A 20,590-nucleotide genomic window follows, 5' to 3' on the forward strand; every position below is an offset into this window, starting at 1 on the left:
GCTTCGGCCTCGAACGACTCGCGCGCCACTTCGCGTTCCAGCTCGCCCTGTTCCTCGTACAGCACCTTCGCTTCCTTGCGGCGGAACGCCGCGAACTCGCTGAGGAGCCGCGCCTTCAGATCGTCCGGCTGAGCCGCAGCGCCCTTCGCCGACGGCGCCGCGGCCGGCAGTGCGTCGACCGCATCGACCGGCGGCGCATAGCCCTTCTTCAACGCATCCTTGAACAACGCGGCGGCGCTGCGCACCGGCGGCAGCGTCGTGCTGCGCATGCGCTGCTCGGTCATCTGCAACGCTGCGCGGATACGGTTCTCTTCGCTGTCCGCATAGAGCGTCTGCGCTTCCTTCAGCGGGATGCCGAGCTTCACCATTCGGTCGACCAGCGTGCTGTCGAAGACGTTCGGATGCTCGTCGAGCGCCAGCATCGGTTGCTTGCGCTCGGTCACGCGGAACTGGATCTCGGCCACTCGTCGCCCTTCGCGATGCTCGATCAGCTCGACGAAGATATTGGTGACCGCGTTGACCTCGGCGATTGCCGGGCGCAGATAGTCGCGCTTGAAGTACTTGTACTCGCGCTTCGCTTCGTCGCCGGCTTCCGTGTCGGGCGTGCCCGACAGAATCGGCCGCCACCATTCCCACGGCTCGCGCATCGTCAGGTGGCTCGGGTTCGTCAGATAGCGCACGCAGATCTCGTAGAGCGCGAGGCCGGCGCTGCTGCGCAGCTGGCTCTGGAACTGCAGGCTCAGGCGCGCATACTGCACCGGATCGAGCAGCTTCTTCTTGATCTTCGGCGCGAACGAAAATTCGACCCACACGCGCCGTGTGGCCGGATCTTCGAGAATTTCGGCGTCGGCGATCAGCGTGGAGATGCCCCACTTGCGGCCGGGCTTCTGGCTCGACGTGCCCGTGCTCCATTCGACCTGCACCGACACCATCCGGCGCAGATGCTCCTTCACCAGCGCGGTGTCGTTCGAGTCGAATGCAGAGTTGGCGACGATGTCCGACAACAGCGCGCGATACGTATCGCCCGAGTCGTCGGCCTGCTGCGCGACGGCGAGCAGGACATTGAACAGCTTGCGAGTGAGGAGCGTGATCTTGCCGCTCTTCGGCTGAATTGCGATTGCCTCGACGGCCTTCCGCAGTTCGGCTGAACTGGCACTCACCACATCCACATCGGTTTTCTTGGCGCGCTTCGTGGCCATGCGTCGGGTCGGAGGAGAAGTTTCCCGGAAGGATAGCGCCTGTGGTGATGTGCGTCCAGAACGACATGCTCACCATAGCCGGTGAAGCGCGCACATGAAACGGCACTCACCCCAATCGCTCCCGTAAACCCTCACCGGTCCGCGGCAACTGCGTTTCAGCCGATTCCAGACATGTCGCGGGATGCGCGGATTCACAGAATTTTGCCTGTGCAGAATACGTGCGCGATCGGCTCCCGTATCAGCTCACCTTTCGATTTGTCGTAATTTTGCGACTTTCGGCGGCGTGACCGCGGCGCCTTATCTGCGGTGCTCGCACTGCAGGTGTCCAGCCGTCAATACAAGCCTGTATGCCCATACAGCAGCGGTCCCACAGCATGATTGCGCGAGTGCGCGACGTCGACGAATGGCCGGGCAACGCCGCATCGCGGAGCCCGCACGGCAGGGTTTCGGCCGGCGGACGCGCATTGTACAGCGCTCACTGCGACCCGGGTCCCGAAAACGCTCACCTTAGCGACGCTCGATCACGGCGATCGAAGTCGGGACAATGCCCGACACATGGGCGATCGGCGGTATGCCGATCCCGAAAAGCCTCACCTTTACGTCCGAAAGCGATGTCGCGCAGGCCGTCCGCGCAGCTCCCGAAAAACCTCACCGTAACCTCGGCGGTTTCAAAAATCCCAATGGCGTCCAATACTTATGCGCTGCAGCGAATTCGACTGTGTCGCACGGTTGCTCCCCGAAAAACCTCACCTTTCTATGCGAACACAGAACCGCCAACGTCGAAATTCGCTCCCGAAAAGGCTCACCTGTGCAGGAAACGGGCACAGTAAAACGGAGATTTTTCCCGCGCCAGGCGGGCTTTCCGGCGATATCGACCAGCCATCACTCCCGAAAAGCCTCACCTATGCGCAATTTGTGTGCAGATCCAGCTCCCGAAAAAGCTCACCTCTAGCGGCTTCGCCCGACTGTGAAACCTATCCCGAAGAAGCTCACCTTATGCCGATCGAGGTAGACGAGCCGCCGTTTCGGTCCCGAAAACCCTCACCTTTGCGGCACCACAGGCATCGAATAGCGCTTTTGGCCCGCGAAACCGCCTTCGTTTCCCGGAAATCCTCACATCAAATCGCCGCGAAGTCCCGTGAAACCTCACCTTTCGGGAAAATTGCCTAAAAGATGGGCAAAAACGGGGCGCAAAGGATCTCCTGCAAATTCTCACCTATGTCTGCACAGGCAGAAAACTGTGCATGCTGCTGCTGTGCGGGTCGCGCGGCTGTGTGCCCCCGAAAAGCCTCACCTTTGCGAATTTCCGGTTTTCACTGTGATCCCGAATCCGCTCACGACCTTTCCTGCAACGGCTCACGCTGTTCCCCGAACCCCATCACGTCGGCTCCCGCAGAAGGTCACCTTGTCTCCCGTAAAACTTCACCTTGTCGGCCGGAGAGCCTTGCTACGTAAGGCTGTGCCATGGCGTTAACGTTTTTAACTAAGGGTTCAAAGGTGTTTACTTCTAATACTCTCAACACCTCTGCCTGCAGAGTTTTCCACAGAGACGTCGATCCCTGAACACCGCCCGTCCGGACATTCACGCGATGTGAAACAATGGCAGTTTTTCCGTGTGAGGCAAAAAACCTTTTCACAACAAACGCTTACTGCACTTTCTTCGCTTTGTTTCACGAAATCGGATGCCGGGCTCACGCAGCAAGCACCACAGACGCCAGTTCCGGCACGAACGACGCGAATTCGCAACGCATCGCGAAAATTGGTATCAAGAGATACGTATTTCGTTATGATCGCAACATCTCAACGTCTGTGAGCTGATTCATGACCGTCGACGAAATGCGTCAGAGCATTCGGGAAGAACTGGAATCGATGCGCGCGGCGGGCGCGCGTCGCCAGGAATTGTCGCTGCACGCCTGCAAGCGGCTGTTTTTCGATCTCGGGATCCGGCCCTCGGCGGCCAACGTGCGCGACCTTACGCAAACCGGCAGCGCCAGCGATATTCCGAAAGACATCGACCATTTCTGGGAGCGTATCCGCTCCGCATCGAAAGTGCGGCTCGAGGGGGCCGCGATCCCGAAAAGCGTCGAGGAAAAGGCCGGCGCACTGATCGGCGCGCTCTATGAAGAAGCGCTGAAAGCCGCTCGCGACGGTCTCGACGTCGATCGGCAACAGGTGCGCGCCGAGATGGCCGAGGCCGAACAGCGGTTGCGCGATGCGACCGTTCGTCAGGAAACGCTCGAAGCCGCGCTCGCGCGTAGCGAAGCCCGCAATGAACAGTTGCAGGCGCGCGTGACCGAGCTCGAAGTTCAGCTCGCATCGCAAACGACGCACGGTTCGGCGAACGAAGCCACGTTGCGCGCGACGGTCGCGCGGCTGGAAACGGAACTGGCCGCCGCCCACGGCCGCGTCGATACCGAGCAGACGCTGAACGCCACGCTGCGCGATCGGATCGACGAACTGCAGGCCGAACTTCAGCATCGCACCGAACACTACGCGCAGCAGATCAAGGATGCGGTGGCCGAGGCCGAACGGCGCGTGAAACCGATGCTCGTCGAGCTGGACTCGTTGCGCAGCATGGCGTCGACCTACCAGAGCGGTTTGCGCGACGTGCAGCGCAAGGAATTCGATTTCCTGCAGCAGCTTAGCGCGGCAAAGGCACGCGCCGACCGGCTCGAAGAGCAGTTGCGCACGCAGAGCGACGAACTCGAACGCGCGACGCGCGACGTGAACGCATTGCGCGCGAATCGCGCGATGAGCCCCGAGATTGCGACGCTGATTCGACGGCTTGCGGATGCGGGACACCTGGACGCCGACGCGTTCGCCGCAATCGGCACGGCGCTCGATCATGACGTGCCGGTGCCGAGCCAGTGTCCGCATTGCGACGGCGAACCCGAGCTGTCGCACACCGACGACGGCTTCGAAGTGTCGTGTCCGGAATGCGAGCACGCGTCGGGATCCTGGCCGTCGCGCCTCGAGGCCGTCACGCGTTTTGCGAGTCGCTAACGTCGGCTGCGGCGCGACCGCGCCGCACAGGTGAGAATTTTCGGGAAGTGTGAGGTGAGAGCTTTCGGGAACCGAAAACAGGTGAGGCCGCGCCAGGCAACGCGCTCACGGTTCGCTTCCTGGGGGCGGCCGCCTGCGAATCAGTGAGTTTCGCCGCTGCCGGCAGCATCACCTTCGACCAGCTCCGCGCGCCAGGTCTTCCATGCGCGGTGCAGACGATTCGCCGAAATCGGCTGCACGAACCCCAGCCACTTGCCGACCCGCTCGGGCGCCACGTCATGTTCGAACAGCTCGGCAGCATAGGTGTTGCGCAAGGTCTGCGGGCTTGTGCGCGCCGTGCGCGACGATGTCAGGCCGGCCGACTCGACGATCGCATCGATCGCGCGCAGCATCGTCGCCTTGTGCATGGGTCGCCCGGTGTGCGACGCCGGGAACACGAGATCGCCCGGAATCTGCTGCCGGCCGCGCTCCGCGAGCCACGCGTCGAATAACGCGATCGCGAACGAGGCAAGGTGCGCGTCGCGTGCGAAGTCCGGATGCGTGGATGGAATCCGCAGCGACGCGCCGCTCGTATTGACGCAACTAATCGTGAGCACGCGCGCCTCGCCCGTCTTGATGCCCGCGCCGAGAAAGGCGGCGACCAGTGCGCGGTCGCGGCGCTCTTTCCAGTAGGCCGCCCCCGATACGCCGATCGGCGAAAACAGATAGGCGAGCAGCGCCGCGCGCTCGGCCGGCGTCAGAAAGCTGGTCGGCTCGTTGTCGCGTGCCTTGCGCCAGTCCGCTTCGCCATCCTGAGCGATGAAGCGCGCCGGATTCGTCGACGCGTATTCGGTGCGGCGGATATGGTCGAGTACGCGCTCGATGAGCCGCAGATAGCGCAGCCGCTGCGTTTTGCGAATCGGCAGTTCGCCGACGAACTCGGCGATCGACGCGGTATCGACGGTCGCGAGATTTTTCTGCCGTGCGCGCAGCCACGTGAGAAATGCGCCCCATTGCGCCCGATAGACGTCGGCCGACGAGCGGCGGTAGTCCTGCATTGCCAGCCATGCATCGAACGCAGCTTCGGGCGAGACGATCCAGTCGGATGCGCCGCGGTCGAACAGATCCTTTTCTTCTGCGCGCGCCGGTGGCGCGGCCGGGGTGGGAAGGGACATGTGATTTATTCCGTTAGTTGCGTATATGGTAGGGCGTTCGCAACGTTTCGGGTAGCGACGCGTAAGCGCGCGTCGCGCGAATGGCGCGATGAGACGGCGTGCGCCGTCAGTCGCCCCATGCCTGCTGGCGCGCGCTTGGCGTGCGGTCGCGCCGCGTGCCGGCCTCCGACTCGGCGCGCGCGGCGGCCTCGTAGGCGAGCACCGCGAACGAGAATACGGCGGGCAGCGCGTTCGACCGACCGAAATCGATCGGATCGTCGGTTTCGGGAAACGTCATGTCTGCCGGCCGTTCGAACAACTGCCGCATGCCGGCGTCGTGGCGGCTCGCAAAGCCGAGATCGGCAAGCGCTTCGGCTTCGATGGCGTGCAGCAGGCGCCACGTGAGCGGCACGCGCTGGCGGATATAGCGCGCCGCGATATGGCGGACGATGTGCTCGAGATCGTGCGCGGCAGCCTTGAAGCTGAGCGCGGCCAGGTCTTGTTCTTCTGTCATCGCAGGCTCCTGTCGGGCCGGCGCGGCGTGCGGCGCCGCTCGGCCAGTGCATGGCGGAATGTCCGTATACTGTACAAATATACAGTTCTTTCCGCAACTGGCCGCTCGGCCGACTATCGGCGCCGTCAGCGATGGATCACGATCAACAGTGCGCGGGCTTCGGCCTTGCCCGGATTGCGGATCGCGTGGGGCGTGTCGGCGGCATAGCGGCCGGTGTCGCCGGCCTTCAGGCGCCGGCTCGCGGCGCCGGCCTCGATCTCCATCGTCCCTTGCAGCACGGTTAGGTGTTCGCGCGTGCCGGGTTCGTGCGCGTTCGACACGAGCGCGCCGCCGCCCGGCAGCGTGAGTTCGTACCACTCGAATTTGCCGGCGAGATCGATCGGCCCCCACACGCGCAGCTGGTACTGGCCGTCGTGGCCGGCGAGCGTCGGGATGTCGTGCGGTCCGTCCACGCGAATCGTCTCGGGCGCTTTCGGCTGCGAGAACAGCTCGTCGAGCGTGATGCCGAGCGCGTTCGTCAGCCGCCATGCGACTGCGATCGTCGGGTTCGCCTTGTCGCGCTCGATCTCGGAGAGCATCGATTTCGAGACGCCGGCCGCCCGGGACAGATCGTCGAGCGTGAGCTTGCGTTCGTTGCGCAGCCGCTGGATCTGTTCGCCGACACGCGGCGGCGTCGCGGCCGGCGGCTGCGGGGCGGCGCCGGCAGCCGTGCGCCGCGATCCGGATGAACTTGCCATTTGGATTCCGTTCGCTTAGAGTTGTTCGGTATTTCGAATTCTAGTTCGAAATATCGGATAAATGCGGTCAACCGAACGACCGACTATAACAGTAGCAGGCTGTTGCGCGGCGGCCACGAGCCGTTTCTCGCGCTGCGTGCTGCGAACCCTGTCAGGAGCTTTGTGATGCGTGATGCCTTTCTCGCCCAGGTGCGCGGGACACTCGACCAGATCCGCGCGGACGGCTTTTACAAGACCGAGCGCGAGATCGCGAGTCCCCAAGCGGCCGCCGTGCGGCTTGCCGGCGGCGCCGGTGTGCTGAATTTCTGCGCGAACAACTACCTCGGTCTCGCGGACGATCCGCGGCTGATCGAGGCAGCGAAGGCGGGGCTCGACCAGGACGGGTTCGGCATGGCGTCGGTGCGCTTCATCTGCGGTACGCAAACCGTGCACAAGCAGCTCGAAAGCGCGCTCGCCGCGTTTCTCGGCACCGAGGACAGCATTCTCTATTCGAGCTGCTTCGACGCGAACGGCGGGCTGTTCGAGACGCTGCTCGACGAGAACGACGCGGTGATCAGCGACGAGCTGAACCACGCGAGCATCATCGACGGCATCCGTTTGTGCAAGGCGAAGCGCTACCGCTACCGGAACAACGATCTGGCCGATCTCGAGGCGAAGCTGAAGGAAGCCGATGCGGCCGGCGCGCGCCACAAGCTGATCGCGACCGACGGCGTGTTCTCGATGGACGGCATCATCGCCGATCTGAAAGGCATCTGCGATCTCGCCGATCGCTACGGCGCACTCGTGATGGTCGACGATTCGCATGCGGTGGGCTTCATCGGCGCGCACGGCCGCGGCACGCCCGAGCATTGCGGCGTCGAAGGCCGCGTCGACATCATCACCGGTACGCTCGGCAAGGCGCTCGGCGGCGCATCGGGCGGCTACGTCGCGGCACGCCGCGAGATCGTCGATTTGCTGCGCCAGCGTTCGCGTCCGTATTTGTTCTCGAATACGCTGACGCCGAGCATTGCCGCTGCGTCGCTGAAAGTACTCGAACTGCTCGGCAGCGACGAAGGCGCGCAACTGCGCGAGCGCGTGCGCGAGAACGGCGTGCGCTTCCGCGAGCAAATGACCGAGGCCGGCTTCACGCTCGTGCCGGGTGCGCATCCGATCATCCCGGTCATGCTCGGCGATGCGCAGCTTGCGTCGAACATGGCCGACAAGCTGCTCGGCGAGGGCGTCTACGTGATCGGCTTTTCGTTCCCCGTCGTACCGCGCGGCCGCGCGCGCATCCGCACGCAGATGAGCGCCGCGCACACGCCGGAACAGATCGACCAGGCGGTCGCCGCGTTCGTGCGCGTCGGCAAGTCGCTCGGCATCGTCTGACGGAGGCGCGGCGATGAAAGCACTGGCAAAGCTCGAACGTGCGCCCGGCCTCACGCTCACACGCGTGAAGCGCCCGGAGGTCGGTCACAACGACGTGCTGATCAAGATCCGGCGCACCGCGATCTGCGGCACCGATATCCATATCTGGAAGTGGGACGACTGGGCGCAGAAGACGATCCCGGTGCCGATGCATGTCGGCCACGAATATGTCGGCGAGATCGTCGAAATGGGTCAGGAGGTGCGCGGCTTCGCGATCGGCGATCGCGTGTCCGGCGAAGGCCACATCACCTGCGGTTTCTGTCGCAACTGCCGCGCCGGGCGCCGTCACCTGTGCCGCAATACGGTCGGCGTCGGCGTGAACCGCGAAGGCGCGTTCGCCGAGTATCTGGCGATTCCGGCGTTCAACGCATTCAAGATTCCGCCCGAAATCTCCGACGACCTCGCATCGATCTTCGATCCGTTCGGCAACGCGACGCATACCGCGCTGTCGTTCAATCTCGTCGGAGAGGACGTGCTGATCACCGGCGCGGGGCCGATCGGAATCATGGCCGTCGCGATCGCGAAGCATGTCGGCGCGCGCAACGTCGTGATCACCGACATCAACGACTATCGCCTTGAACTCGCGCGCAAGATGGGCGCGACGCGCGCCGTCAACGTCGCACGGGAGTCGCTGCGCGACGTGATGGCCGATCTGCGGATGACCGAAGGCTTCGACGTCGGGCTCGAGATGTCGGGCGTGCCGAGCGCCTTCACGAGCCTGCTCGAGGCGATGAACCACGGCGGCAAGGTCGCGCTGCTCGGCATTCCGCCCGCGCAGACGGCGATCGACTGGAACCAGGTGATCTTCAAGGGGCTCGAGATCAAGGGCATCTACGGCCGCGAGATGTTCGAGACCTGGTACAAGATGGTCGCGATGCTGCAAAGCGGCCTCGATTTGTCGCCGATCATCACGCATCGCTTTGCCGCCGACGATTACGAGAAAGGCTTCGCCGCGATGCTGTCCGGCGAAAGCGGCAAGGTGATTCTCGACTGGACCGTGTGATCGTCCGACGACACGGAACGATGTGCGCATCGCTCCGTGTCGCTCGTATCGGTCGCCGTTCGGATACGTTGGGCCTGCGCCCGATTTCGCGCTTAAGGTGAGAGGATTCGGGAGCCGGATGTGCGCGTCGAATCGTCGGCAGGTTTGTAGCTTCGACGCGTTGAAGCGGCTATCTCTCCCGGTAGATTGGGGGCATCGACGTACTGTCACTTCCCGTCGTATTTGACACGGAGCAACGCCGAAGCTCGCGATTCCGATCGTGCAACACCGTCGGTGAGCGACCATCGCCATGCAGTTTCACCTTCGGCTCTTGTAGCGCGCACCGTGACAGTGATCCGTATGACGCGAATCGCCGCCGGTTGCACGTCGCACTTCACACCGTTTCGCTCACCGACTGCCGCGTACAGTTGCGACTCGCGGCGCACACCACAGCGTGAACGAATCGACGCCGGTCCGGCTCACCGCACGTCATCGACACTGCGCTTTCCCTTTTTCTTGCCGACTGCCCCGTACAGTTGCACCCTCGCCGCACCCACAGCAGCAGCGTGAATGCATCGACGCCGCTCCGGCCCACCGCACGTCATCCACGCATATCCCTTACCCGCACACTCGTGTCCCACCCCACCCGCCTTTCCCCTCTCACCACCAAGGTCTCATCGCAAACCGCTTGACGACGGAGAACGATCGTTCTACCTTGGCGCAATGAACCCACAGATCGATCCGTCCGTCGAACCGGCCGACTCCGGCGTCCGCGATCGTCTACTCGACGCGGCGGAGGCACTGATTTATTCAGGCGGCATCCATGCAACCGGTGTCGATGCGATCGTGAAGCGTTCCGGCGCCGCACGAAAGAGCTTTTATTCGCATTTCGAATCGAAGGAAGCGCTGGTCGTGGCGGCGCTCGAACGCCGCGACGCGCGCTGGATGCGCTGGTTCGTCGACGCGACGCTCGCGCGCGGCAAGTCGCCGCGTGCGCAGTTGCTCGGCATGTTCGACGTTCTGCGCGACTGGTTCGCGCAGCCCGATTTCCACGGCTGCGCGTTTCTGAACACGTCGGGCGAGATTGCCGATGCCGACGATCCGGTGCGCGTCGTCGCACGCGAGCACAAGGCGCGCTTGCTCGCATTCGTGCGCGAGCGGCTCGACGCCTATGCGGACGTCGCCGGCATCGAGCGGCGCACGCTGGCGCGGCTCGCGCGTCAGTGGCTCGTGCTGATCGATGGCGCGATCGGCGTCGCGCTCGTCAGCGGCGACGCCGGCGCGGCCCGCGATGCGCGCGCCACGGCGGAATTGTTACTCGATACCGCGTTGCGGCCATCGACGTCGTAAAGGCGAAACCCGGCCGCGCGCGACGCGGCCATCACGTTGAACAGGAGCGTCCGATGTCCGATTCCGTCGAAGTCCGTCCCCCCGTCCCGCCGTTTACGCTCGAAACCGCGCGTCAAAAGGTCCGTGCCGCCGAAGATGCGTGGAACACGCGCGACCCGCAGCGCGTCTCGCTCGCCTATACGCCGCAAAGCCGCTGGCGCAATCGTGCCGAGTTCGTGACCGGTCGCGAAGCGATCGTCGGCCTGCTGCAACGCAAGTGGACGCGCGAACTCGACTATCGGCTCATCAAGGAGCTGTGGGCATTCGGCGGCAACCGGATCGCGGTGCGCTTCGCGTACGAATGGCACGACGATGCCGGCAACTGGTTCCGTTCGTACGGAAACGAGAACTGGGAGTTCGACGAGAACGGTCTGATGGCGCACCGTCACGCGAGCATCAACGACTTGCCGATTCGCGAAGCGGATCGCCTGTTCCGCTGGCCGCTCGGCCGACGCCCGGACGATCATCCGGGGCTGTCGGACCTCGGGCTGTAACGCGGGCCACAGGCGCATCGGCTTCTCGCGTCGCGGGAATTCGCGTACGCGTGCCTGACGGTGAGGAAATACGGGAGCCGATGCATCGACGGTGAGATTTTTCGGGAGCAGGCGGAGCGACGCACGACGTGCATGCTTTGAACGGTTCGATGCACGATCGCATGACGCACGAAGCATCGACACCGCTGCGAGAAACGATATCGATCTGGTATCGATCGGTGCGCACACGCAGCCTCTGCTTCTCACCGCGCGCATTCGTCATCGCGATTCGACGGAGAACCGCGCGTGCAAAGCGAAGGTGCGCCGCGATGCGAATCGCATCTCACCGATCGCCTGGGACTTCGTACGCGATAACTCGGCGCGTTGCGCCGCGCGTGCCGCGAGCGGTGCGATACATCACCGCACCGTACCGCACCGAATCGTTCGCGCTTTCACCACGGCAACCATCGTCACCGACATGCGCATGACCGCGCTCGACCGCTCACCGGTCGAACCGACAAGCGCCGCAAAACCCAAACCCCGCCGCCACGCACCGCCGCCGCATCACCCCGCGATGCGCGCCGCGATCGCCTCGCCCACTTCCTGCGTGGCGGCCTGGCCGCCAAGATCGCGCGTACGCGGCCCGTTGCGCAGCACGTCCTCGATCGCCGCGACGATTGCATCGTGCGCGTCGCGTTCGCGGCCTGCTCCGTTGCCGAGGAAGTCGAGCATCATCGCGGCCGACCAGATCATCGCGATCGGGTTTGCGATGAACTGCCCCGCGATGTCGGGCGCCGATCCGTGCACGGGCTCGAACAGCGACGGGAACGTGCGATCGGGGTTCAGGTTGCCCGACGGTGCGATGCCGATCGTGCCCGTGCAGGCGGGGCCGAGATCGGACAGGATGTCGCCGAACAGGTTCGACGCGACGACGACGTCGAAGCGATCCGGTTGCAGCACGAAGCGGGCACACAGAATGTCGATGTGCTGTTTGTCCCACGCGACGTCCGGATAGCGTTCGGCCATCTCGGCCGCGCGCGCGTCCCACCACGGCATGCTGATCGCGATGCCGTTGCTCTTGGTCGCGACGGTGAGCTGCTTCGCGCGCCGCTGCGCGAGTTCGAACGCGAACTTCAGCACGCGCTCGGTGCCGTGCCGCGTGAAGATCGCCTGCTGCATCACGACTTCGCGCTCGGTGCCTTCGAACATCGTGCCGCCGACCGACGAATATTCGCCTTCGGTGTTTTCACGCACGATCATGAAGTCGATGTCGCCGGCGCGACGGCCGGCGAGCGGCGACGGCACGCCGTCGAACAGGCGCGCGGGCCGCAGATTGATGTACTGATCGAATTCGCGACGGAATTTCAGCAGCGAGCCCCACAGCGATACGTGGTCGGGCACCGTGGCCGGCCAGCCGACCGCGCCGAACAGGATCGCGTCCATGCCGGACAGCTGCGCCTTCCAGTCGTCCGGCATCATCTTGCCGTGCTGCGCGTAGTAGTCGCAGCTGGCCCAGTCGATATGCGTGAATTGAAAGCGGATGCCGAACCGCGCGGTGACCGCGTCGAGCGCGCGCAACCCTTCGGGCATCACTTCATGGCCGATGCCGTCGCCGGGAATGACGGCAATGTTGTAGATCCTGTCGCTCATCCAACGCTCCTTCGCCGATCGGACGACCGCCCGCACCATGCGCGGCGGCAACGTCTCGTCATTCTATTTATTTCCATCCGGATTAGAATCGTGCGAAACGTTAATCCACTTTCCACGAATCGTGAACAAATCGCCGAACCTGGAAGACCTGCGCGTGTTCAGCCTCGTCGTCCGACTGGCCAGCTTCAGCGCGGCCGCCGAACAGCTCGCGGTGTCGCCCGCATACGTGAGCAAGCGCATCGCGATGCTCGAGACGCAGCTCGGCACGCGCCTGCTGCATCGCTCGACGCGGCGCGTCACGGTGACCGAAGCGGGCGAGCGCGTGTTCGCGCATGCCGAGAAGATCCTCGACGACGTCGATCATCTCGTCGAAGACGTCTCGACGACGCGTACGGTGCCGCGCGGCACGCTGCGCATTTCGAGCAGTTTCGGTTTCGGCCGGCACGTCGTCGCGCCCGTGCTGCTCGACTTCAGCGCGCGCTATCCGCAGCTGAACGTGCGGCTCGATCTGTTCGACCGGCTCGTCGACGTGGCGGCCGAAGGATACGACCTCGACGTGCGGATCGGCGACGAGATCGCCGATCATCTGATCGCGCGCCGCCTCGCCGCGAACTACCGCGTGCTATGCGCGTCGCCCGAGTATCTCGCGCGGCGCGGCATGCCGCGCACGCTCGCGGATCTCGCGTCGCACGACTGTCTTGCGATCAAGGAGCGCGATCATCCGTTCGGCGTATGGCGATTGAACGTGCGCGGCGATACGGTGACCGTGAAGGTCGGCGGCGCGTTGTCGACGAATCACGGCGAAGTGGCCGTGCAATGGGCGCTGGCCGGACGCGGCATCGTGCTGCGCTCGATCTGGGAAGCGGGGCCGCTGATCGACAGCGGCGCGCTGTGCCGCGTGCTGCCCGATGCGGTGCAGCCGGCGAACATCTGGGCGGTCTATACGGAACGCGTGGCCGCGTCGGCGAAGGTGCGCGTGTGCGTCGATTTTCTCGCGCAGGCGCTGGCCGGACTCAATGCCGACTCGGCTGCCGGCGCGGCCTGACGCCGCGCGACGCGGCCCAAAGGTGAGCGTTTACGGGAGGTCGAATCGCGCGTCGCGAACCGGCTGAACATCGCGCCAACGTGGGCGGCATGGGCGCGTGCTGCTCACGCCGGTCATACGAGAGATCAACGTCGATAGCCCCGCTTGACCGATCACGAGCGAGCGCCCACCGGATCGACCGAATGTCGCCGATGAGGCCGCGGTATCCGGCATGGATTCCACGCCCCGCATTGAGCCGGCACCTTACAGCGGCGGCCGCCATTGCGACGTTCGATTCCCTGCCTCTGCACGAGACACACCCGCGGCCGCCTCGTCGAATCACTTCGCGCGGTCGTGCTCCGCGAGCCCGATCGCCTTGTAGTCGTAGGTCGGGTAGAACTCGGTGCGATATGCGCCCCACGCCGTATCCTCGAGCACGCGGTTCACTTCGCGCAGCCGCGACGCCGGCAGCCGCAACACGATGATCTGCCCGATGCCCATCGTCACGGTCCAGCTGACCACTTCGATGCCGGGCGGCGGAAACGCCTTGTAGAATCCCTGTTTCGCGAGCTGCGCGTTCAGCTCGGCGAGCGGGCGCGACTGGTCGTGCTTCAGAAAGACGGTCAGCAGTATCGCGTTGTCCGGCGTCGCGGCGGCCGTGCTCGTCGGCACGTTCGACGTCTGGGCAAACGCGGGCGCACTGCACGCCACGGCGGCCGCGAACGACGCGGCAATCGTGAGCGCGCGAATCGGGAAATGCGGAAACGTCGGCATGACATGACTCCGTGGCTTCGTGGACACGATCGCCATCATGCATGATGGCGCCGATTGCTGCCGGGAGCGGGCTGCCGTGATGCCGTACGCGGGCGGCTCCGGCGTAACGGATCAGGACTCGATCGAGCGGCGAGGTCGGCTTGCCGAAGGCCGTTCATCGGTCGACGGCCGCAGCGCTCGCGCGCCAGCATCGGCAACGACTGGCGGCCGAGCCTGCCGATGTGCTGACGAATCGCGACAGCGGTAATGCGCGATCCTCTCATCTCGCATCGCGCGACCGTCTCGCACCAAGGGAGCGTGAGAATCCATTCGACGACATACGGCGATTCAAGCTGCGCGAAGAAACGGTGATCGTGAAAGTTGCGCGATGCCCCGTGCTGCTCGATACAGTGCCGCCGGGCACCATTGGGACCGACTGTTCAGAACACGTCGGCCGTACGGGCGAAGCCACGCATGCACGTCGATTCTCTTACGCAGACGCAAGCGCGACTGACTATCGACTCGGCGCAGCGGCGCGCCGTGATGCCACACTACGCGGCCAAAGGTGAGCTTTTACGGGAAGTCCGAACCGCGCGTCGCGAACCGGCCGACCCTCGCCCGAACGTGAGCTGCACGGCCACGTGCCGCTCACCATCGATTCAGCGCAGCGCGGCCGCGATGTCACGCGCGTACCCCGCGCATCAAAGCCGATTGTCTTTCGCGAGCGTCAGCACGCGCGCCCAACGCTGCGCGTCGCGCTTGTCCATCATCGGCAGCTTCCACTCACCGCGTGCGCCGTCGTGCACGCGCACGACGAGATGCCAGCGGCCGTCGATCGGCGCCGCTTCGCAGCCGTCGAGTTGCGACAGCGTATAGCGGCCGTCGGCGCCGTCGTGCGACAGCCACAGCAGGCCCTGCGTCGCGGACACGCGCAGTTCGCCCCACGCGCGATGCATCGTGTGCGTCCAGCCTTGCTCCTTCGTATTCGGCGCGACGTCGCGGCGCCGTTTGACCCACCACGCGATCAGCGCGAACAGCAACGCGGCGGCAAGCACGGCCGCCGCGATCGCGATCGGCCGGCCGAACTGCGCGGCGATCACGTGAAACGTATGAACCGCGCCCCAGCCGACGGCAACGAGCGCGAACAGTGCAATGAAAATCGGCATGACAAAAACGGAAAGGAAAACGGGCCGGCACACCGATCGTGCCGGCCCGCCGTGCACGCATTACCGGCGACGGTGAATGTCGTGCGTGACGAAGCCCGCATCGTTGGTGGGCAGCGCGAGGCCGTCCTTCACCGCGAGCGTCTTGCGGATGTCGTCGAGCCCTGCGGACCAGTGGTCGCGCATCGTCGACAGACCGAACTGATAGTCCTTGTAATGATGCTCGTACGCCTTCTGCTGATAGATCAGATGCTGGATGTTGTACTTCTTGCCGTTCGACATCGCCTCGGCCTCGATGCACCACGGATCGGTCTTGCGCCGTTCCTCGGGTACCTGATCGAGCACGTGGCGCAGCACGTTGCGATAGCGCTGTTCGCGCTGCAGCGTATCGGTGACGAAACGCGTGCGGCTCGAGTACTGCACGTCCTTCGTGCGCTCGGCGACGTCGGCCATCGTACGCGGCAGCGGCCCACGCGCGCTCCAGAGGTCGACCTGGAACGCGAGCGTGTCGCGGCGCGGACGCGCGCGCAGCACTTCCATCAGCGGCGTATTCGAGACGACGCCGCCGTCCCAGTAGTACTCGCCGTCGATCTCGACCGGCGGGAACGCGGGCGGCAGCGCACCGGACGCCATGAAGTGCTCGGGCAGGAGACGGATGCGCGAGTTGTCGAAGTAGACGAAATTGCCGGTGCCGACGTTCACGGCACCGACCGACACGCGCGTCTCGCCCGAATTGATCCGGTCGAAATCGCAGAGCTTCAGCAGCGTCGCGCGCAGCGCCGAGGTGTCGTACCAGCTGATCTTCTGCGGATGATCGGACACGCCCGGCAGCGGCGGCGGAAAGCGCGGCACGAAGAAGCCCTGCTGCCCCTGCATCATCGCGCTCGCGGCCTGCGTCGCGGTGAAGAACGTGCGGATCTGGTCGATGCTGTTGAACAGCGCGAACTCGAACGCGGCGGGAATCGCCGGAAAGAACGCGGGCTGGCAGATCGTTTCCCAGAATTCGCGCAGCCGCTCCACGCGATGCTCGGGCGCGTTGCCGGCGATCAGCGCGGTGTTCAGCGCACCGATCGAGATGCCCGCGATCCAGTCGAGCGGAATGCCGGCCTCGTGCAGGCCTTCAAATACGCCGGCCTGATACGCGCCGAGCGCGCCGCCGCCTTGCAGCACGAGCGCGATCGTCTCGTACGGCAGCGAGCGCGCGGCAGCCGGCGCGCCGGCTTCGTGCTGCAGCTCGGCCGCGTCGACCGCCTGCTTTTCGGTGCGGGCGTGCGGCTTCATTGCATGAACCAGCCGTGGCTGACGACGAACGACTGACCGGTCAGCGCCGCGCTCGGGAACGCCGACAGGAACAGCACCGTCTGCGCGACGTCCTGCACGGTCGTGAACACGCCGTCGACCGTATTGCCGAGCATCACCTTCTTCACGACTTCCTCTTCGCTGATGCCGAGTTCCTTGGCCTGCTCCGGAATCTGCTTGTCGACGAGCGGCGTGCGTACGAAACCGGGACACACGACATGCGAGCGCACGTTGTGTTTCGCGCCTTCCTTCGCGAGCACGCGCGCGAGACCGAGCAGGCCATGCTTGGCCGTCACGTACGCGGACTTCAGCGGCGACGCCTCGTGCGAGTGCACCGAGCCCATGTAGATCACGACGCCGCCGCGATCGTCCTTGTACATGTGCTTGAGCGCGGCCTTGGTCGTGAGGAACGCGCCGTCGACGTGAATCGCCTGCATCTTCTTCCAGTCGGCGAACGAGTAGTTCTCGATCGGGTTCACGATCTGGATGCCGGCATTCGACACGAGGATGTCGACCGAGCCGAACGTCTCCGCGACCTTGTCGATGCCGGTGTTGACGGCTTCCTCGTTGGTCACGTCCATCGCGACGCCGATCGCCTTGCCGCCGGCCTTGTTGATCTCGTCGGCGACCGCGTTCGCGCCGTCCAGGTTCAGATCGGCGATCGCGACGGCCGCACCCGCCTTCGCCAGCTCCAGCGCGATTTCCTTGCCGATGCCGCTCGCGGCGCCCGTGACGACTGCGGTCTTGCCATTCAGGTTGCTCATGTTCGAATTCCGGTAGTGAAAGGATTGACAGGAAGTAACGACTGCGGAGGTTACTGAGCCAGGTAATCGTAGACGACTTCGCCGAGACCGAGCGTCAAATCGGCGACGAGGTGGCGCGCCTCGACGATCTCGAGCACCGGCAGATCCGCGACCGGCGCGAGCGCGTGCGGCGACAGTTCGAGCGATGCGGGGCCCGTCCATGCGCCCTTCATCACGATGTCCTGCATGTAGTAGCGCACGAGTTCGCAGACGCGCGCGGTGCCGTCGACGTGCGGAATGATCTTCAGCAGGAAATTCGGCCCGGCGAGACGCTTCGCCTGTTCGGCGATGTCGAGTTCCTTGTGCTTGTAGCCCATCGTGCCGGTCGCGACGCGCACCTTGCCGTAGTCGAGCGTGCCGAGGATGTGATCGGTGTTCACGTGCAGCGTCGGCGACGCGAGCTTCTTCGGAAAGCCCCACAGCTCGCGGCCGCCGGCGATCGGCGGGTGATCGTCCAGATACATCGCGAGCGTGTAGCCGCCCGGCTGGCCGTTGTATTCGACGGGAATCACCTGGCCGCTTTCGGTGTAGTCGCCGAAGCCGGTGGAGTCGGCCATGCGGATGAATTCGTAATGGACGAGCGGCTCGGTGACCTTCAGCGGCTCGGGCACGATTTCACGAAGACGGTCCGGATCCGTGCGGTACGTGATGATGAGGAATTCGCGATCGACGAAACGATAGGGGCCCATCGGGAAGGCGGGGCTCGTCAATGGCATCGCAAACGCTTTCGATCGGACATCGCTGATTTTCATGCGGACTCCTTGTTGTTGATCGCTTCGTCGAAGACTGCTCGTAATCCTATGCCTGTGTGCCGCCGTTGTGCGATGCCGCAATCGGAAATAATTGTTGCGCATTCTGAAGAATTGACTGCGCAAATGTTGAGGCGAATGGTCGAGACGGCGCGAATCGCCGCGCGGCTGGCCGATGATCGCACCATCGGTCGCGCGCAAATGTGAAACAAGGTGAGGTTTTTCGGGATGCGAGGGGAGGATTTTCGGGAGCCGACCGCGCGGAATGTGACAATTTCGTGAACTTGTGTTGCAGTGCGGGTTCTAAGTGCGTTCGCCGCAGCGGACCGTGCGTCATCCCGTACGGTGCCCGCATTGAGCGTCATTCAAGCCAGCCCGCCGCAACGTCGCGTACGGCCGCGCGATCCGGCCGAGCCTTTCCGTCCCCAGAATCGATTCATGCATAACATCAATCTGACGCTGTTTTCCGCTCTCAATGCCGGCCACGCGCCGAACGCGGGTGTCACCCGCCTCGCGATCTTCGCCGCAGACTGGGTCGTCTATGCGTTGCCCGCGATGCTGCTGCTGACCTGGCTCTTCGGCGAGCGTACGACGCGGCGGCAGGCGATCGAGGCCGGCGTCGGCGCGTGCGTCGCGCTCCTGCTCGCGCAGGCGATCGGCCATCTGTGGTTCTCGCCGCGGCCGTTCATGGCCGGCGTCGGCACGCAACTCATTCCGCACGCGCCAGACAGCTCGTTTCCGAGCGATCACATGACGTTCGCATGGAGCGTCGCGGTCGGCATGCTGCTCGGCAGCACGACGTGCGTGACGGGCTGGGTGATGGCGGCGCTGGCGCTCGCGATTGCGTGGGGGCGTATCTATGCGGGCGTGCACTGGCCGTTCGACATGGCGGGCGGCGTGCTCGTCGGCACCGCGGGCGCGCTGGCCGCGCATCTGTATGCGCGGCGGGCGGTCGATACGCTCGACCGGATCGGCGACGCCGTGCACGCCGTGATCATGGGGCGCCAGCCTGCGCCGTAATCGAATCCGGTAGTACAGCGCCACGCAGGCGCCTCACGCGCCGCGCCGTGACGCAATCAGCCGGGCGTCTTCGCCGCTTCGGCCGTCGCGGACGGGCCGGTCGTGCCGTGCAGTTCGGTGGTGTCGGTCGACTGCTGCGCGACCGCATCGCGTTCGAGCGCGCTTTCCTTCAGGATCGCGCACATCGCAACGAACAGCGCGAGGACGACCGCGGCAAGGCCGCAATAACCGACGATCTTCAGGTGACGAACGAAAGGCGCAGCGTGATTTTCTTTTGTCATGATCGGGCGCTCCTGGGCACGCGGCGGCCGCTGTCTCCCGACAGCGCTGCCGCTCACACAGATATATACCAGGCGCGATGCCGCTGCCAAGCCCGTGCCGGCCGCGGCGTCCGGATGCGCGCGGTTGCCGCGCGCCCTGCATGAAGCGAAAACCCGATGCCGCGCGGGCGCGTCAGTCGTCGAGCGTCTCGTGTACGGCCGCCGCGCCGCGCTTCCAGTACGCGGACGCGCGAATGCGCGATTTGTCGATGCCGCGTTCGCCGGTCAGATGCGCGCGCACCGCACGGATCGCGAGCGCTTCGCCGGCTGCCCATACATAGCCATCACCCTCCGGTAGCGGCAGGTCGCGCACGGCGTCCAGCAGTGCGTCGCCGTTGCCTTCGTCGCGGAAGCGCCAGATCTCGTGCACGTCGGCGCGCGCGTCGAACGCGATCTTCGCGCTGCGATCCGCGACTTCGAGCACGACGGCGACGCGCGCGCCGGCCGGCAGTTCCTCGATGCGTCGCGCGACGGCCGGCAGCGCCGTATCGTCGCCGATCAGCAGATGCCAGTCGAAGCCGGTCGGCACGACGAACGAGCCGCGCGGCCCGCCGATTCCGAGCCACTGGCCGGGCCGCGCCTGTGCCGCCCACTGCGACGCGGGCCCCGGATGATTCATCACGAATTCGAGATCCAGTTCGCATGCGGCGCGATCGAAGCGGCGCGGCGTGAAGTCGCGCGCGACCGGCTTCGGCTCGCCTTCAGGAAACTCGGGGCCGTTCGCGCCGAGCGTCGGCAACGCGGGCCGTTCGGTGCCCGGCGCCGGGAAAAACACTTTGACGTGATCGTCGAACGACGACGATTCGAAATCGGCGAGATCGGGGCCGCCGAGCGTGACGCGCAGCAGATGCGGCGTGACCGCGTGCACGCGCAGCACCTGCAGCAGGCGGAATTTCAGTGTGTGACGCACGCGCGTCACGGTGCGGTCGGCAAGGGTGGTATTCAATCCGTTCTCCAGGAAATGTGACGGACGGC

The 20,590-nt window shown here is 64.9% G+C and carries 20 protein-coding genes; 7 read left to right on the forward strand and 13 right to left on the reverse strand.

Annotated elements, in window-relative coordinates:
* Positions 1 to 1,199: replication initiation protein (locus tag ACSHSS_RS31670; RefSeq protein WP_445546104.1), on the reverse strand; the 1,199-nt coding region annotated here is incomplete at its 3' end.
* A 1,821-nt stretch (positions 1,200 to 3,020) separates the two neighbouring features.
* Between ACSHSS_RS31670 and ACSHSS_RS31675 the strand changes: the two genes are divergently transcribed.
* Complete coding sequence (locus ACSHSS_RS31675) at positions 3,021 to 4,202, forward strand: DNA-binding protein (protein ID WP_105855111.1); 1,182 nt, start codon at positions 3,021 to 3,023, stop codon at positions 4,200 to 4,202.
* Between the two features lie 140 nt (positions 4,203 to 4,342).
* Here the strand turns inward: ACSHSS_RS31675 and ACSHSS_RS31680 are convergent, their stop codons facing one another.
* The 3 genes from ACSHSS_RS31680 to ACSHSS_RS31690 all read right to left on the reverse strand — a co-directional run bounded on the left by ACSHSS_RS31680 (position 4,343) and on the right by ACSHSS_RS31690 (position 6,586).
* A complete protein-coding gene (locus ACSHSS_RS31680) occupies positions 4,343 to 5,356 on the reverse strand; it encodes a tyrosine-type recombinase/integrase (protein ID WP_105855112.1) in 1,014 nt (337 codons plus the stop codon).
* 106 nt (positions 5,357 to 5,462) lie between these two features.
* Positions 5,463 to 5,849: a DUF2471 family protein gene (locus ACSHSS_RS31685; RefSeq protein WP_039222767.1), complete on the reverse strand. Its 387-nt coding sequence runs from the start codon at positions 5,847 to 5,849 to the stop codon at positions 5,463 to 5,465.
* Positions 5,850 to 5,974: 125 nt separating this feature from the next.
* Positions 5,975 to 6,586 (reverse strand): helix-turn-helix domain-containing protein, encoded by a 612-nt coding sequence (locus ACSHSS_RS31690; protein ID WP_006404642.1) that lies wholly within the window; start codon positions 6,584 to 6,586, stop codon positions 5,975 to 5,977.
* Between the two features lie 21 nt (positions 6,587 to 6,607).
* Between ACSHSS_RS31690 and ACSHSS_RS31695 the strand changes: the two genes are divergently transcribed.
* The 4 genes from ACSHSS_RS31695 (at position 6,608) to ACSHSS_RS31710 (ending at position 10,855) form a co-directional block, all read left to right on the forward strand.
* Positions 6,608 to 7,951 carry a glycine C-acetyltransferase gene (locus ACSHSS_RS31695; RefSeq protein WP_374991934.1) on the forward strand — a complete coding sequence of 448 codons (1,344 nt, stop codon included), beginning with the start codon at positions 6,608 to 6,610 and terminating at the stop codon, positions 7,949 to 7,951.
* 13 nt (positions 7,952 to 7,964) lie between these two features.
* Positions 7,965 to 8,993 (forward strand): L-threonine 3-dehydrogenase, encoded by a 1,029-nt coding sequence (tdh, locus tag ACSHSS_RS31700; protein ID WP_006416117.1) that lies wholly within the window; start codon positions 7,965 to 7,967, stop codon positions 8,991 to 8,993.
* Between the two features lie 702 nt (positions 8,994 to 9,695).
* Positions 9,696 to 10,322, forward strand: coding sequence for a TetR/AcrR family transcriptional regulator (locus ACSHSS_RS31705; protein ID WP_105855114.1), 627 nt, complete (start codon positions 9,696 to 9,698; stop codon positions 10,320 to 10,322).
* A gap of 53 nt (positions 10,323 to 10,375) precedes the next feature.
* Entirely contained in the window at positions 10,376 to 10,855 is a 480-nt protein-coding gene (locus tag ACSHSS_RS31710) for a nuclear transport factor 2 family protein (protein WP_006397563.1), read from the forward strand.
* Positions 10,856 to 11,398: 543 nt separating this feature from the next.
* Here the strand turns inward: ACSHSS_RS31710 and ACSHSS_RS31715 are convergent.
* A complete protein-coding gene (locus ACSHSS_RS31715) occupies positions 11,399 to 12,484 on the reverse strand; it encodes a tartrate dehydrogenase (RefSeq protein WP_105855115.1) in 1,086 nt (361 codons plus the stop codon).
* A gap of 121 nt (positions 12,485 to 12,605) precedes the next feature.
* On the opposite strand from ACSHSS_RS31715, the gene ACSHSS_RS31720 reads away from it, so the two are divergent.
* The gene (locus ACSHSS_RS31720; protein WP_105855116.1) at positions 12,606 to 13,529 is read left to right on the forward strand and encodes a LysR substrate-binding domain-containing protein; all 924 of its coding nucleotides are present in this window, start codon (positions 12,606 to 12,608) and stop codon (positions 13,527 to 13,529) included.
* Between the two features lie 318 nt (positions 13,530 to 13,847).
* On the opposite strand, the gene ACSHSS_RS31725 is transcribed toward ACSHSS_RS31720, so the two are convergent.
* From ACSHSS_RS31725 to ACSHSS_RS31750, 6 genes are all read right to left on the reverse strand, one after another.
* A complete protein-coding gene (locus ACSHSS_RS31725; RefSeq protein ID WP_012217773.1) occupies positions 13,848 to 14,282 on the reverse strand; it encodes a hypothetical protein in 435 nt (144 codons plus the stop codon).
* Positions 14,283 to 14,962: 680 nt separating this feature from the next.
* Positions 14,963 to 15,427: a hypothetical protein gene (locus ACSHSS_RS31730; RefSeq protein WP_105855117.1), complete on the reverse strand. Its 465-nt coding sequence runs from the start codon at positions 15,425 to 15,427 to the stop codon at positions 14,963 to 14,965.
* Positions 15,428 to 15,487: 60 nt separating this feature from the next.
* Positions 15,488 to 16,705, reverse strand: a complete 1,218-nt coding sequence (locus tag ACSHSS_RS31735; protein WP_039222782.1) for a patatin-like phospholipase family protein — start codon at positions 16,703 to 16,705, stop codon at positions 15,488 to 15,490.
* Positions 16,702 to 17,487, reverse strand: coding sequence for a 3-hydroxybutyrate dehydrogenase (locus ACSHSS_RS31740; protein WP_006397570.1), 786 nt, complete (start codon positions 17,485 to 17,487; stop codon positions 16,702 to 16,704). The genes ACSHSS_RS31735 and ACSHSS_RS31740 overlap by 4 nt, the downstream gene beginning before the upstream one ends.
* A 50-nt stretch (positions 17,488 to 17,537) precedes the next feature.
* Positions 17,538 to 18,278 (reverse strand): acetoacetate decarboxylase, encoded by a 741-nt coding sequence (locus ACSHSS_RS31745; protein ID WP_006397571.1) that lies wholly within the window; start codon positions 18,276 to 18,278, stop codon positions 17,538 to 17,540.
* A complete protein-coding gene (locus tag ACSHSS_RS31750) occupies positions 18,275 to 18,640 on the reverse strand; it encodes a hypothetical protein (RefSeq protein WP_261532499.1) in 366 nt (121 codons plus the stop codon). The genes ACSHSS_RS31745 and ACSHSS_RS31750 overlap by 4 nt, the downstream gene beginning before the upstream one ends.
* 73 nt (positions 18,641 to 18,713) lie before the next feature.
* Here ACSHSS_RS31750 and ACSHSS_RS31755 point away from each other — a divergent pair, with 73 nt between their 5' ends.
* The gene (locus tag ACSHSS_RS31755) at positions 18,714 to 19,295 is read left to right on the forward strand and encodes an undecaprenyl-diphosphatase (protein ID WP_261532500.1); all 582 of its coding nucleotides are present in this window, start codon (positions 18,714 to 18,716) and stop codon (positions 19,293 to 19,295) included.
* Between the two features lie 56 nt (positions 19,296 to 19,351).
* Here ACSHSS_RS31755 and ACSHSS_RS31760 read toward each other — a convergent pair whose 3' ends face one another.
* Positions 19,352 to 19,576, reverse strand: coding sequence for a hypothetical protein (locus ACSHSS_RS31760; RefSeq protein ID WP_006397574.1), 225 nt, complete (start codon positions 19,574 to 19,576; stop codon positions 19,352 to 19,354).
* Between the two features lie 172 nt (positions 19,577 to 19,748).
* Positions 19,749 to 20,561 carry a siderophore-interacting protein gene (locus ACSHSS_RS31765; protein ID WP_006397575.1) on the reverse strand — a complete coding sequence of 271 codons (813 nt, stop codon included), beginning with the start codon at positions 20,559 to 20,561 and terminating at the stop codon, positions 19,749 to 19,751.
* Positions 20,562 to 20,590 lie beyond the last annotated feature (29 nt).

Source organism: Burkholderia sp. BC1 (assembly GCF_052683555.1).